This is a genomic window from Pseudomonas sp. NPDC087639 (genome assembly GCF_044743385.1).
In the GTDB taxonomy this organism is placed as follows: Bacteria; Pseudomonadota; Gammaproteobacteria; order Pseudomonadales; family Pseudomonadaceae; genus Aquipseudomonas.
Genome location: NZ_JBIUWI010000097.1, coordinates 1 through 12,432, shown reverse-complemented (window position 1 = coordinate 12,432; position 12,432 = coordinate 1). Strand labels below are relative to the sequence as shown.

14 protein-coding genes and 1 riboswitch are annotated in these 12,432 nt (G+C 60.0%); of the genes, 6 read left to right on the top strand and 8 right to left on the bottom strand.

The features are described 5' to 3' along the window. Positions 1-404, bottom strand: a 404-nt coding sequence (locus tag ACIOVB_RS25525; protein WP_401272046.1) for an adenosylhomocysteinase, incomplete at its 3' end; no start/stop codon positions are given. 23 nt (positions 405-427) lie between these two features. Continuing rightward, positions 428-526, bottom strand: a riboswitch (S-adenosyl-L-homocysteine riboswitch). Between the two features lie 197 nt (positions 527-723). Here ACIOVB_RS25525 and ACIOVB_RS25520 point away from each other — a divergent pair. Both ACIOVB_RS25520 and ACIOVB_RS25515 read left to right on the top strand, forming a co-directional pair. Then, positions 724-1,131: a hotdog domain-containing protein gene (locus ACIOVB_RS25520; RefSeq protein ID WP_187679715.1), complete on the top strand. Its 408-nt coding sequence runs from the start codon at positions 724-726 to the stop codon at positions 1,129-1,131. Between the two features lie 71 nt (positions 1,132-1,202). Next, a complete protein-coding gene (locus tag ACIOVB_RS25515; RefSeq protein ID WP_187679714.1) occupies positions 1,203-2,099 on the top strand; it encodes a formate/nitrite transporter family protein in 897 nt (298 codons plus the stop codon). A gap of 2 nt (positions 2,100-2,101) precedes the next feature. Here ACIOVB_RS25515 and ACIOVB_RS25510 read toward each other — a convergent pair whose 3' ends face one another. Both ACIOVB_RS25510 and ACIOVB_RS25505 read right to left on the bottom strand, forming a co-directional pair. Continuing rightward, positions 2,102-3,391, bottom strand: a complete 1,290-nt coding sequence (locus ACIOVB_RS25510) for a cation:dicarboxylate symporter family transporter (protein ID WP_401272045.1) — start codon at positions 3,389-3,391, stop codon at positions 2,102-2,104. Positions 3,392-3,429: 38 nt separating this feature from the next. Further along, on the bottom strand, positions 3,430-3,843 hold the full coding sequence (locus ACIOVB_RS25505; protein WP_187679713.1) for a VOC family protein: 414 nt from the start codon (positions 3,841-3,843) through the stop codon (positions 3,430-3,432). 91 nt (positions 3,844-3,934) lie between these two features. Here ACIOVB_RS25505 and ACIOVB_RS25500 point away from each other — a divergent pair, with 91 nt between their 5' ends. Continuing rightward, a complete protein-coding gene (locus ACIOVB_RS25500) occupies positions 3,935-4,798 on the top strand; it encodes a LysR family transcriptional regulator (RefSeq protein ID WP_401272044.1) in 864 nt (287 codons plus the stop codon). A gap of 30 nt (positions 4,799-4,828) precedes the next feature. Here ACIOVB_RS25500 and ACIOVB_RS25495 read toward each other — a convergent pair whose 3' ends face one another. After that, positions 4,829-6,091 (bottom strand): sodium:proton antiporter, encoded by a 1,263-nt coding sequence (locus tag ACIOVB_RS25495; RefSeq protein WP_187679711.1) that lies wholly within the window; start codon positions 6,089-6,091, stop codon positions 4,829-4,831. Positions 6,092-6,248: 157 nt separating this feature from the next. Here ACIOVB_RS25495 and ACIOVB_RS25490 point away from each other — a divergent pair, with 157 nt between their 5' ends. Together ACIOVB_RS25490 and ACIOVB_RS25485 are read left to right on the top strand one after the other, a co-directional pair. Further along, a complete protein-coding gene (locus ACIOVB_RS25490; protein ID WP_401272043.1) occupies positions 6,249-7,082 on the top strand; it encodes an EamA family transporter in 834 nt (277 codons plus the stop codon). A 39-nt stretch (positions 7,083-7,121) separates the two neighbouring features. Next, a complete protein-coding gene (locus ACIOVB_RS25485; protein ID WP_401272042.1) occupies positions 7,122-7,505 on the top strand; it encodes an MAPEG family protein in 384 nt (127 codons plus the stop codon). A gap of 94 nt (positions 7,506-7,599) precedes the next feature. Here the strand turns inward: ACIOVB_RS25485 and ACIOVB_RS25480 are convergent, their stop codons facing one another. Continuing rightward, the gene (locus tag ACIOVB_RS25480; RefSeq protein ID WP_187679708.1) at positions 7,600-8,772 is read right to left on the bottom strand and encodes a murein transglycosylase A; all 1,173 of its coding nucleotides are present in this window, start codon (positions 8,770-8,772) and stop codon (positions 7,600-7,602) included. 128 nt (positions 8,773-8,900) lie between these two features. On the opposite strand from ACIOVB_RS25480, the gene ACIOVB_RS25475 reads away from it, so the two are divergent. Continuing rightward, positions 8,901-9,350 carry a cytochrome c gene (locus tag ACIOVB_RS25475; RefSeq protein ID WP_187679707.1) on the top strand — a complete coding sequence of 150 codons (450 nt, stop codon included), beginning with the start codon at positions 8,901-8,903 and terminating at the stop codon, positions 9,348-9,350. A gap of 36 nt (positions 9,351-9,386) precedes the next feature. Here the strand turns inward: ACIOVB_RS25475 and ACIOVB_RS25470 are convergent, their stop codons facing one another. From ACIOVB_RS25470 to ACIOVB_RS25460, 3 genes are all read right to left on the bottom strand, one after another. After that, positions 9,387-9,782: a DUF1090 domain-containing protein gene (locus ACIOVB_RS25470; protein ID WP_401272041.1), complete on the bottom strand. Its 396-nt coding sequence runs from the start codon at positions 9,780-9,782 to the stop codon at positions 9,387-9,389. Between the two features lie 97 nt (positions 9,783-9,879). Next, positions 9,880-11,556 carry an NAD-dependent DNA ligase LigB gene (gene ligB / locus ACIOVB_RS25465; protein WP_401272040.1) on the bottom strand — a complete coding sequence of 559 codons (1,677 nt, stop codon included), beginning with the start codon at positions 11,554-11,556 and terminating at the stop codon, positions 9,880-9,882. 234 nt (positions 11,557-11,790) lie between these two features. Further along, positions 11,791-12,432 (bottom strand): methionine adenosyltransferase domain-containing protein (locus tag ACIOVB_RS25460; RefSeq protein WP_401272039.1); only part of this gene is annotated, 642 nt, incomplete at its 5' end.

Genomic DNA, 12,432 nt, shown 5'->3' with positions numbered 1-12,432 from the left:
ATGTTGGTGTCCCATGGCTGGCCATCCTTCAGGATGGTCTGCTCCAGGCACCACTCGTACTCTTCTTCAGTCTCGCCTTTCCAGGCGAAAACCGGGATGCCGGCAGCAGCGATAGCGGCAGCAGCCTGATCCTGAGTCGAGAAAATGTTGCAGGACGACCAGCGGACTTCGGCACCCAGGGCAACCAGGGTTTCGATCAGCACGGCAGTCTGAATGGTCATGTGGATGCAGCCGAGGATCTTGGCGCCTTTCAACGGCTGTTCGCCGGCGTACTTGCGACGCAGACCCATCAGGGCCGGCATTTCCGATTCGGCGATGATGGTTTCGCGACGGCCCCAGGCAGCCAGGGACATGTCGGCAACTTTGTAATCGGTAAAATCTGCAGGCGTGGTAACAGCGCTCATGAAGAGCCTCCATTCGTAATGTATGCGAATGGGCGCCGTTGTGCGTTTAGTGTCCGGCCAAGGCCAGTCAACGCCCCATCCGAGCCTGACAGGATGAACCTGCTGCAGCGCCCCTCGGACAGGTGGCGGGAGAACGGTAGCAAGTGAAGGTTACCGTTTTGAAACGGGGGCGATTATAGCCGTCTAGACTGATCTTCCAAAGGGTTTCTGTCGGCCAAATGAAGATCGCTAATGGCGACCATAGTCGAAGCCGCATGGAGCCTGACCGCTCGGTCTGCCAAGATGGCGCCCATCTTTCGGCAAACGCTCAGGAGTGAACATGAATTTCCACACCCGCAAATGGGTAAAACCCGAAGACCTGAACCCCAACGGCACCCTGTTCGGCGGTAGCCTGCTGCGCTGGATCGACGAAGAGGCGGCCATCTACGCCATCGTTCAGTTGGGCAATCAGCGCGTGGTGACCAAGTACATCTCCGAAATCAACTTCGTCAGCGCCTCGCGCCAGGGCGACATCATCGAACTGGGCATCACCGCCACCGAGTTCGGCCGCACCTCGATCACGCTGACCTGTGAAGTGCGCAACAAGATCACCCGCAAGAGCATTCTCACCGTCGAGAAAATGGTTTTCGTGAATCTGGGCGAAGACGGCTTGCCGGCACCGCACGGGCGCACGGAGATCAGGTACGTCAAAGATCAGTTCAAGGAAGATGAATCAGTCAGCGAGTAATGCGAGCCCCTACAGAACGTATTCCGAACGGCAAGGGTCGTAGCTAAAAGCCCCCAACCGGTTCCCACGCCATGACCACTCCGACAGACGGCAAGACCCCCGACCTCTCGGCCAAAGAGCAACACGAAGTCGAGAAAAGCCAGCCGCCCCGCGCGGCGGTTCTGCATGAAATCATCCGCTCCCAAGGCGATCAGGAATTGGAGCGCAGCATCGCCGCACTGTGGTGGTCGGCACTCGCCGCCGGCCTGACCATGGGCCTGTCGCTGATGGGGATGGGGCTGCTCACCTCGCGGTTGCCCGACGGCGACGAATTCAAGGTGATTGCCAGTTTCGGATACTGCGCAGGCTTTCTCGCGGTGATTCTCGCCCGCCAGCAACTGTTCACCGAAAACACCCTGACTGCCGTGCTGCCAGTGATGACCAAACCGACCCTGCTCAATTTCGGCCGGCTGATCCGCCTTTGGACGGTGGTGCTGTTTGGCAATCTGTGCGGCACGATTCTGGTGGCGTACGTGATGCTGGAACTGCCGATCTTCGACACCAAGACGGATCACGCCTTTCTCGAAATCGGCCGCAAGGTCATGGAAAACCATGCCAGTCAGATGTTCGCTAAGGGCATTATTTCTGGTTGGATGATTGCCACCATGGTCTGGATGATCCCGTCCATGGAGAGCGCGAAGATGTGGATCATCATCCTCATCACCTACCTCATGGCGCTCGGCGATTTCACCCACATCGTGGTGGGTTCGGCAGAAGTGTCATATCTGGTGTTTGCCGGCGAATTGCCGTGGAGTGATTTCTGGATGGTGTTCGCCGGGCCGACCTTGGCGGGCAACATCATCGGCGGCAGTTTCATTTTTGCCCTGATCAGTCATGCACAGATCCGCAGCGAGAGCGGGGCGCCAAAGGCTGATAAACCAGACACTGGCGAACCCCGCGACGATGATTCCGACCGCAAGACGCAATAGTTTCAGGCCTTGAACGGCGGGCTGAGCGGTTCTGTAACCGGCTCGCTCTCAGGGGCCTTGAGCTGTCCTTCCCAGCGAGCGATGACCAGCGGCGCCAAGGCGTTGCCCAGCACATTGAGCGCGGTCACCGGCATGTCCATCAATCGGTAGACACCGGCGATGATGGCCACGCCTTCCACTGGCAAGCCGGCGGCGGTCAGGGTGGCGGTCAGGATGATGAACATGAAGCCCGGAACCCCCGCCGCGCCTTTGGACGTCAACACCATGATCAGCACCAGCATCGCCTGATCGGCCAGACCCAGGTCGATGCCGTAGGCCTGGGCGATGAACAGCGTGCCCAGCCCGGCGAACAGTGAAGCGCCGTCGAGATTGAACGAGTAACCCAGTGGAATGACCATGCTGGTGATTGGGCGTGGCGCCCCATATCGCTCCATTTTCTCGATCAGTTGCGGCATCACCGTGGCCGAGGCGGCGCTGCTGTAAGCCAATAGCAGCTCACTGCGGATCTCTCGCACAAGGTGGAAAAACCGGACGCCGGCCATTCGCGCCACCACTCCCAGCACGCACAGCGCGAACAGAAGTACCGCCACATAGGTGATACCAATCAGCTTGGCCAGCGGCAGCAAGGCACTGAGACCGAAACTGGCCACGGTCACCCCGATCAGGCCGAAGATCCCTATCGGCGAATAGTGCATGACCAGATGCGTGACCTTGAACATGGTGTCCGAGACTGCCTGCATCACGGCGATCAACGGTGCTTTTTGCTGCTCTGGCAGCATCGACAAGGCGCAGCCGAACAGGATGGCGAAAAACAGCACTGACAGCAGTTTGCCCTGGGACATGGCCAGCACGATGTTGTCCGGAACGATGTTGACCAGGGTGCGGCCCAGGTTCTGCGTTTCGCCCGTGCTGACCAGACCGCTTACCGGTGATTGCAGGGTGCTGCTGAAGTCGGCTCCAGCACCCGGTTGGAATACATTGCCGACGATCAGGCCGAAGACAATGGCGATGCTGGTGATCGTGAAGAAATACACCAGCGTCTTGATCCCGACTCGCCCCAGAGCCTTGGTGCTGCCTGCCCCGGCAATGCCGACTACCATGCACGCAAAGACCAGCGGTACGACGATCATCTTCATCAGTCTGATGAACAGATCGCCTGCCGGTTGCAGCAGGTTGTCGATGAACCAGAGCTTGTGTTCGGGAAACTGGTTGAGAAGGATGCCGACGATTATTCCGGCCGCCAGCCCGATCATGATGCGGGTGACAAGGCTGGTAGGTTTCCTGGTAGTCATGTTTTGCCCCTTTTTTCTTGTGTTTGTTGGGGGGAAGCTCAGTGTGCGAAAAGACCAGCGAAATCCTTGAAACCCTTGACCTCAATCGGGTTGCCGCTGGGGTCGAGAAAGAACATCGTGCGCTGCTCGCCGGGTTCGCCGGCGAAGCGGATTACCGGTGGAATTTCAAAAACAGTGCCTAGGCGGTTCAGGCGCTCGGCCAACGCCAGCCACTCCTCCAGCGGCAGCACGACGCCAATGTGTGGCATCAGCACTTTGTGCTCGCCGACTTGGCCGGTGCGCGTGGTGGCAAAAGGCGTGCCCACGTGCAGCGAGATCTGGTTGCCGAAAAAATCGAAGTCGACCCAGGTCTCGGTACTGCGGCCTTCGGTGCAGCCCAACACATCTCGATAAAAAGTCCGCGCCTGTTCCAGGTCGCAAACATGGTATGCAGCGTGAAAAGGTCTGTTCATGTGATGTCCCCAAGTGAAGGAGCGCTCAGGGTAAACAGACCGTGCGGCGGGGCATAACGGCTTCGCCTTGTTCTGAGCGAAAGGAAAACTTATGGATGTCAGGTTCTTGAACAGTCTGGTCGCGGTGGTTGAAGCCGGTTCGATTGCGGCGGCCGCGCGGCGAGAAAATCGCACCGCAGCAGCAATCAGTCAGCGTGTCCAGGCGCTCGAACGCGCGCTGGGTTGCACGTTACTGCTGCGTACCGCGCACGCCGCCCGGCCCTCGGACCAATGCTTGCTGATCCTGCCGAAGATCAGGGCGATCATCGAACTGGCGCAGGAGTTACACGGCGACCTGCACCACGATGGGCTATTCGGTGAAGTGACGATCGGCGCAATTTCCACCGCGCTGACCGGCGTGTTGCCGGGCTTGATCGAGCGACTGGCGCTTTCGGCACCGGATTTAAAGCTGAAGATCACCCCCGGCGATTCAAAAAGTCTTTATGAGAAGGTGCTCGCTGGGGAGCTGGACGCGGCGATTCTGGTCAGGCCACCGTTCCAGCCGCCGAAAGCCTTGGCGCTGACTGTGCTCAAGGTCGAGCCGCTGATTCTGGTTGCCCCGGCCAGGCATGCCGGGCAGTCACTTGAAGCGCTGCTGCGCGAACATCCATTCATTCGTTATGACGCGCGCTCTTGGGGTGGGCAGATTGCCCAGCGCTACCTCGATGAACAGGTGATCGAGCCGAATGTGCTGTGCGAACTGGATGCGCTGGAGACCATTGTCATGCTGGTCGCACAGGGGATGGGGGTATCGCTGGTGCCGCAATGGGCAGGGATGGCACTGGACGGCTTGTGCGTCATGCCGGTGGGCGGCGGGCAGCGTTATACGCGGGAGTTGGTGGTGATGCATGGTTCGACACCGCACCGCCCGTTGGCGATGCGGCATCTGCTTGACCTGCTGGGCAGTGCGTCGTGAAGGACTCCGCGACGGTGCCGCGTTGAGGCGTCAGTGTGCGGGTTGCGTCACATCACCCGGCTCGTTGCGAGTCGCGTGCTTGACCAGTTTGCCGATGGTCAGACCCTGCAACAGGATCGACGACAGCACCACGATGTAGGTGATGCTCAGCAGCAGATCACGTTCCGCGCCCAGCGGCAGGGCCAGCGCCAGTGCCACTGAAACACCACCGCGCAAACCGCCCCACGTCAGGATCCGGATGGTGCCGCTCGGCACTGTGCGCCAACGCCGCAGCAGCAGGATCGCCGGGGCCACGGTCAGCAGACGTGACAACAGAATCGCCACCGCCAGCAAACTTGCTGCTGCCACATGCAACCAGTTGAACGGCAGCAGCAACAGTTCCATACCGATCAACGCAAACAGCAACGCGTTGAGCATGTCATCGAGCAGCTCCCAGAAACCGTCGAGGTATTTGCGCGTCATGTCATTCATCGCCAGGTTGCGGCCCAGGTTACCGATGATCAGACCGGCAACCACCATCGCAATCGGCGCGGAGACGTGCAGCTCGGACGCCATCGCCGAACCGCCGATCACCAGTGCCAGCGTCAGCATCACTTCGATCTGGTGTTGCTCGATGCTCTTGATCATCAGGTAGACCAGATAACCGATCAGCCCACCGAACAGCACACCGCCGATGGCTTCGTGAGCGAACAGCATGGCGGTGGCGCCGACGGTCGGGGTCTCGCCGAGTTGGGCGATGCCCAGCAACACGGTGAATACCACAACCGCAGTGCCGTCGTTGAACAGTGACTCGCCGACGATCGTGGTTTTCAGTGGTTTCGAAGCGTTGGCGGTACGCAATACGCCGAGCACCGCGATCGGGTCGGTCGGGGAAATCAGTGCGCCGAAAAGCAGGCAGTAGAGGAAGCTCACGTGCCAGCCGAACAGGGCAAAAATGTAATAGGCGAGGCTGCCGATCACGGCGGTGGCGATCAACACACCGAAGGTTGCCAGCAGGCCGATGGGCCAGCGGTAGCTGCGCAGGTCGTTCAGGTTGACGTGCAGGGCGCCGGCGAACAACAGGAACGAGAGCATCCAGTTCATCAGCAGATCGCCGAAGTCGATCTGGCCGATCAGTTGTTCCACGCGTTCTTCGAGGCCTGGATAGCCGAGCAGGCTCAGGCCTTGCAGCAGCAGGGAGAACAGCAGAGCGGTGACCATCACGCCGATGGTGGGTGGCAGGCCGATGAAGCGGAAATTGACGAAGGTGAGGAGGGTGGTGAGGCAGATGAAAGCGGCTACGAGTTCAAGCATCCGGGGTCCTTTGGATGAGGAGTGGAAAGACAGCGCACCGATTCTTCGGGGCAAGGGTTGGATGGGTTGATTCGGGGCGGGGACACAACTGTGTCCCCTCAGTTGGTCAGCCGCACACATTGGTGTAGGGTCAACCATAAAAATCAAGGAGTGAAACGTGTTGGCGACAGCTCTGGTGTTGGTGGCGGCGCTGTTGCATGCGGCGTGGAATACCCTGATCAAATTCAGCGCCGAACGGCTGCTGGTGGTGGCGTGCATGGACACCGTGGCGCTGCTGGTTGTCGCCATTGCGCTGCCCTTCGTGAGTTTGCCGCCTGCGCAGATCTGGCCGTGGATTCTCGCTTCGGCAGCCTTCGAGTTGCTCTATCGCTATCTGCTGATTCAGGCCTATCGGGTCGGCGACCTCGGGCTGGTCTATCCGTTGATGCGTGGTTTGTCGCCGCTGGTGGTGCTGGCGCTGACCCTGATTTTTGCCGGTGAAGTGCTGACCACGCAGCAGATCTTCGGGATCATGCTGATTCCATTCGGCATGGTTTGCCTGCTGTGGCAGGGCGGTGGCGGGAAGCATTTGCCATGGTCAATGCTGCCGGTGGTTGCGCTGATTGGCCTGTGCATCGGTAGCTACACCTACATCGATGGGCAGGCGCTGCGGCGCTGGTCGCATCCGCTGGATTATCTGGTCTGGGTCACGCTGCTCAGCGCCTGGCCGTTTCCGCTGCTGGCGTGGGTCGCCAAACGCCCGGCGTTCATGCAGTTCTGGCGTGAACAATGGAAGCTGGGGCTGACGGTCGGATTCTGCGTGTTGTTCAGCTACGCTCTGGTGCTATGGGCGATGCAGTTGGGCTCGATTGCGGAAGCGGCGGCGTTGCGCGAGATCAGTGTGATTCTGGTGGTGCTGTTCGGCATGCGCTACCTGAAAGAACCTTTTGGCCGGCCACGGCTCTTAGCCTGTGGGTTGGTGCTGATCGGCATGCTGGTGATGAAGTTCTGACCGCCCGCGAATTCTATAACTCGAAAAAAGGACGGCGTTATGACGGTGGCTCTGTGGTGTGTGTTGATCGCGATCTTCTTGCCGTATGTGTGCACGATTGTGGCCAAGGCCTCGGGCGGTTTCAGGCTGAGGGACAATCACGATCCCCGGGATTTTCTCGACAGCGTTGATGGTGTGGCCCGGCGGGCGCATGCGGCGCAACTGAACAGTTTCGAAGTGATGCCGGCGTTTGCCGTGGCGGTGATCGTCGCGCATCTGGTGGGGACTGCAGAGCTGGTGACGGTGAATGTGCTGGCGGTACTGTTTATCACCAGTCGCCTGCTGTACATCATCTGCTACCTGGCGGACTGGGCGGTTCTGCGTTCGCTGGTGTGGTTTGTGGGGATGGGGTTGATTGCTTCGTTCTTCTTTGTGTCTGTGTAGAAAAACAGGATCAAGAGATCGCCGCCTGCGGCAGCTCCTACAGAGGACTTCGCGTTTCCCTGTAGGCGCTGCCGCAGGCGGCGATCTTTTGCTTTTATGGCTTATCAGCCACCTGCGGCACTTGCGGCAACGCCGCGCCTTTTGGCCAGAGCATCCAGATCTGCCCCTGCTGTTTCATGTCCCCGGCCAATTGCCCGGCCGCATCACCGGTGCCCCAGAACAGATCCGCACGCACCTCGCCGGCAATCGCACCGCCGGTATCCTGCGCTGCCACTGGCCGCACCAGTGCCGTGCCATCCGGGCGAGTGGTCGATAGCCACAACAGGCTGCCCAACGGAATAACTTTGCGATCCACTGCAGCGCTGTAGCCGGCCGTGAGTGGCACGTTCAGCGATCCGCGCGGGCCTTCGTTGCTGTCGGGGTTACGGGTGAAGAACACGTAGCTCGGGTTGCTGCCCAGCAATTCCGGGATGCGCGACGGGTTGGCCTTGGCCCAGTTGCTGATCGCGCCCATGGTCACGTCTTCTTTTTTCAGCTCGCCTTGCTCGACCAGCCAGCGGCCGATGGGCCGGTACGGATGGCCGTTTTGGTCGGCGTAGGCGATGCGGAGCTGTTTCCCGTCTTGTGTCTGGATCCGCCCGGAACCCTGGATCTGCAGGAATTGCAGGTTCATCGGATCGGTGAGGTAGGCCACCACCGGTGCTTTCACGCCTTTCGATTCAATGGTCGCTGAGTCGTCGTACGGCTTGAGCACCCGACCTTCCAGGCGCCCGCGCAGGCGCTTGCCTTTAAGCTCCGGATAAATACTGTCCAGCGAAACAATGATCATGTCCTCGGGCACGCCGTAAACCGGTACGTTCGCCGTTTCGGTTGGTGTAAGGCTGCCGGGGTAGACCGGCTCGTAGTAGCCGGTGATCAGACCGTTGGGGTTGTCGTTCTCGGCGCGCAGGCCGAAGACATCAAGATTCTGTTTCAGAAAGGCGCGGATCTCGTTGGCGCTCTGCGGCACGTTGGCTGCCGCTGCGCAGGTAGTGCCCCAGACCGGATCGGCCTTGAGTCGAGTACAGGCGCTGCGCCACGAACCGAAACCGGCGACCAGATCGCTGTCGGACACCGCCGGCAGTGCTTCCCACGTCGCGGTGGAATAAGTGGCTAGCGCATGGGTTTTCGGCTTGGCGCTGTCGCCACCGGTGCAGCCGGCAAGAATGGCCAGCAATGGCAGGGTCGTGATCAGTGGGTGACGCCAGGCCTTGAAACGGCTGTTCATGCAGTGATTCCTGTGCCGGTTGCCTCAGTGCTCCATGCGCTCAAGCAACCCGTATTTTTAATAGGGCTATTGGTGTTTATCGGTGACGCGGGGATACTGGCCGCCGATTTCCGTGACCTGAAGCCACCATGACTCTTAAACGTATTTCTGTTGTATTGCTGGCCTGTCTGACCTTGTCCGCCTGTGGCGGTGTCGATCCGAATTCTCCGCTGGGGCAACGCAAGGCGATCTTCAAACAGATGCTCAACACCGGCGAAGACCTGGGTGGCATGTTGCGTGGACGCATTCCATTCGACGGACCGAAATTCGCCGAGGGTGCGGTGAAACTCGATGCGCTGTCCCATGAGCCGTGGAAGCATTTTCCGCAGGTTCGCGAAGAAGATCACACCAGTGCCAAGGACGATGTCTGGCAAAAGCAGGCCCGCTTTCAGGAAATGGCTCGCAACCTTGAAGCGGCCACCGGTGAATTGGTGATCGCCAGCAAGGTTCAGCCTTACAAGGCCAGTAATCTCGGGCCTGCGGTGCAGAAAGTCGAAGATGCCTGCAGCGCTTGCCATAAAGAGTTTCGCGATCATTGAGATTTAAAAGATCGCAGCCTGCGATCTTTTGATTTTTTACTTATCGATCTGATCCAGTGCGTCCCGCAACTCTTTACGCGACTCGGCGAGCTTGTTTTTGCGCTTGTCGATCTTTTCCGGGTCGCCTCGCTTTATGGCTTTGTCGAGGTCAGCCTGGCGCTGGCTGACTTCGTGCTTGGCTTCCAGCACCTTGTTCTCGCGTTCCTTTTTCAGGCCTGCGTCGGTGCAATGTTCGGTGACCTCACGCAGAGCAGTTTCCAGGCCCGCCTGCTGATCGGCATTACCGCGCGACTTGGCCTGTTCGATCTGGTTGATGATGCCCTGCTTCTTGGCAGCGCAACCGGTCAGGCCCGGAGCATCTTCGTCGGCCATCACGGGAGCGGCCATGGCGGCGCAGAGGGTGAGCAGGGCGAGCGGTGCGAGAAATTTCATAAAAGCTCCATGTGCAAAGACAATCGGGTCGGTTGGGCACTGCGCTGTTGGAGCGCCTCAGTGGCCGACGGGTTCCCGGCGTGCCGGGATTGCATGTTCAGAAACCGTCAATTCCGGCGGCGTGTAAAGTTTCGCTCAAGGCTAGCACCTGCGGGTCGCGGAAGAATGCGCTCAATTGCGCCGCGCGACCGGGGCCGATGCCGGGTTCTGCCTGCCATTGTTCGGTGTCACGTTGTACCAGCAACTGCCACGAGTCAGGGAGTTGCGCCTGACCGGTCGGCGGTAAACCCAAGGCCTTGAGCCATTGGGCAAACGGCCGTTGGCGAGCGCTGTGAATACTGTGCATCAGGCGCGCGCTGCTGCGTTCGCCGAAGCCGGCAATGTTAGCAAGCTCTGGCTCGTCGAGGGTCAACCAATCCAGCAGGTAGTTCAGACGGCCTGTTTCGAGAAGTTTCTCCCAGGTGCCGCGACCGACATGCGGCATGGCCAGTCCTTGCTTGCCACTGAGCCAGGTCAGGCGGGCGAGAAACTGACTTTCGCAACCGGGTGTAGGTTGCCAGCAACTCAAGGCATGAAAGTCGCTGGCGCTGGGGATTTTGAGTTCCGCACGTTCAGTGCTATGCCATACAACGCTGTCGAGTCGCGGAATCGTCAGGCCGGCGAGACTGATTGCCACTTGATCGCCGGGGCGGATGTCCAGCTCCTGCCAGCGTTTGAGTGAGCCGGCGCTGACCCGTTTGATCTCCCGGTCATCGAGCATGACGGGCGTCAGTTCCAGCACCGGCGTGATGCGCCCGGTGCGACCGATCTTGAAATTCACTTTGCGCACTTCGGCCAGTGCCTGGGCAAATGGATATTTCCAGGCGATGGCCCAGTACGGCGAACGCGCCTGCCAACGCTCGGCGGATGGGCGCTGGCTCTGGCGCAAAACCACACCGTCAGTGGCGAATGGCAGGGGAGAGCGATACCAATGCTCGCGCCATTTTTGTGCCTCGACGAATTGCGGGACGGGATGGCTGTAGGGTTCTGTTGCGGCGAACCCCAGCGCCGCCAATCTCGATAACCTTTCAGGCAAGTCTGCTGGCCCTTGCGGCCAGTCCCAAACGAACAGCCCGATCCCGGCGGCTTGTTCAGCGCTCAGCGATTTGCGTCCCATCAGACCAGCCACGGTGGCGCGGGCGTTGACGCTGCCGGCTTGAGCCTGAACATGCTCGGTCAGACGCCAATAGAGTTCGCCCTGCACGAGCAGATCCAGCGGTTGTTTCAGTCGCTGAGGAATAGCGCCGATCATGCGCGCCGACGCCGTCCAGTCCTGCCCGCTGACGCCGTCGCCGCGACTGATCGCTTGCTGCAAAAGTCCATCGCGATAAATCAGCGTCACCGCCACGCCGTCGACCTTGGGTTGTACCCATACCCCTTGGCGATCAAGCAGCCAGGCTTGCACGGCCTCGGCTTTGTGAAGTTTATCCAGGCCGGTGTGGGCGATTGGATGGGCGACAGCGCCGGAGACCGTGCGCACAGGCTCGATCGTCGCTGGCGATTTGAAACAGCCTCGCCACTCGCTGAGCCGCACGCGCGACTGGTCGTAAAGTTCGTCGGCAATCAATGAGCGGCCTTCGCGGTGGTAGGCGTCGTCCCATTGGTCGAGCTGCTTTTGCAGAGCGGTGATTTCGCGTTGGGCTTGGGCGGGTGGCCAATTCGGGCATTCGGCGTAGGCGTTTAGAGTAGGGAGCGACAGCAGAAAAGTAATCAACAGGCGCAGCGTGGCATGCATCGTGAGCGTCCTTGCTCAAAGGTAATGCTTGAAGGCTAGGCGAGGTTTTTGAGTTGGGTCGGCGTGGTGTTTTGCGGAGTGTTTCAATGCGCAAATTGATGTCGCTCTTGCAGGCCTCTTCGCGGGCAAGCCCGCTCCCACAGGTTTATCCGTTTGGGTTCAGGAGTCGCATTTCAGGCACAAAAAAGCCCCGCACGGCGCAAACCGTGCGGGGCTTTTCATGCAGCCAGGTTATTACAGGCCGGCAGCAGTACGCAAAGCGTCGGCGCGGTCGGTTTTTTCCCAGGTGAAGGTGGTGAAGGTGTCTTCGCCAACAGTCTTGGTCTGCGAAGCACGGCCGAAGTGGCCGTAGGCTGCAGTTTCCTGGTACATCGGGTGCAGCAGGTCGAGCATGGTGGTGATCGCGTATGGACGCAGGTCGAACACTTCACGCACCAGTTTGACGATCTTGTCATCGCTGATCTTGCCGGTGCCGAAGGTGTTCAGCGAAATCGAGGTAGGCTGGGCCACACCGATCGCGTAGGAAACCTGGATCTCGCAACGCTCGGCCAGGCCGGCAGCGACGATGTTCTTGGCAACGTAACGGCCGGCGTAGGCCGCCGAACGGTCAACCTTCGATGGATCCTTGCCGGAGAACGCGCCGCCACCGTGACGGGCCATGCCGCCGTAGCTGTCGACGATGATCTTGCGGCCGGTCAGGCCGCAGTCGCCGACCGGGCCTCCGATCACGAAGATGCCGGTCGGGTTGATGTGCACCTTGTTCTTCGGCAGCTTCTCGAGCCACGCCTTCGGCAGCACCGGCTTGAGGATGTGCTCGTACACGCCCTCGACCAGATCCTTCTGCTTGATGCCCGGATCGTGCTGGGTCGACAGCAC

Coding starts and splice junctions, on each gene's coding strand:
- ACIOVB_RS25520 (WP_187679715.1), top strand. CDS start 724: ATGAATTTCCACACCCGCAAATGGGTAAAACCCGAAGACCTGAACCCC.
- ACIOVB_RS25515 (WP_187679714.1), top strand. CDS start 1,203: ATGACCACTCCGACAGACGGCAAGACCCCCGACCTCTCGGCCAAAGAG.
- ACIOVB_RS25510 (WP_401272045.1), bottom strand. CDS start 3,391: ATGACTACCAGGAAACCTACCAGCCTTGTCACCCGCATCATGATCGGG.
- ACIOVB_RS25505 (WP_187679713.1), bottom strand. CDS start 3,843: ATGAACAGACCTTTTCACGCTGCATACCATGTTTGCGACCTGGAACAG.
- ACIOVB_RS25500 (WP_401272044.1), top strand. CDS start 3,935: ATGGATGTCAGGTTCTTGAACAGTCTGGTCGCGGTGGTTGAAGCCGGT.
- ACIOVB_RS25495 (WP_187679711.1), bottom strand. CDS start 6,091: ATGCTTGAACTCGTAGCCGCTTTCATCTGCCTCACCACCCTCCTCACC.
- ACIOVB_RS25485 (WP_401272042.1), top strand. CDS start 7,122: ATGACGGTGGCTCTGTGGTGTGTGTTGATCGCGATCTTCTTGCCGTAT.
- ACIOVB_RS25480 (WP_187679708.1), bottom strand. CDS start 8,772: ATGAACAGCCGTTTCAAGGCCTGGCGTCACCCACTGATCACGACCCTG.
- ACIOVB_RS25475 (WP_187679707.1), top strand. CDS start 8,901: ATGACTCTTAAACGTATTTCTGTTGTATTGCTGGCCTGTCTGACCTTG.
- ACIOVB_RS25470 (WP_401272041.1), bottom strand. CDS start 9,782: ATGAAATTTCTCGCACCGCTCGCCCTGCTCACCCTCTGCGCCGCCATG.
- ligB (WP_401272040.1), bottom strand. CDS start 11,556: ATGCATGCCACGCTGCGCCTGTTGATTACTTTTCTGCTGTCGCTCCCT.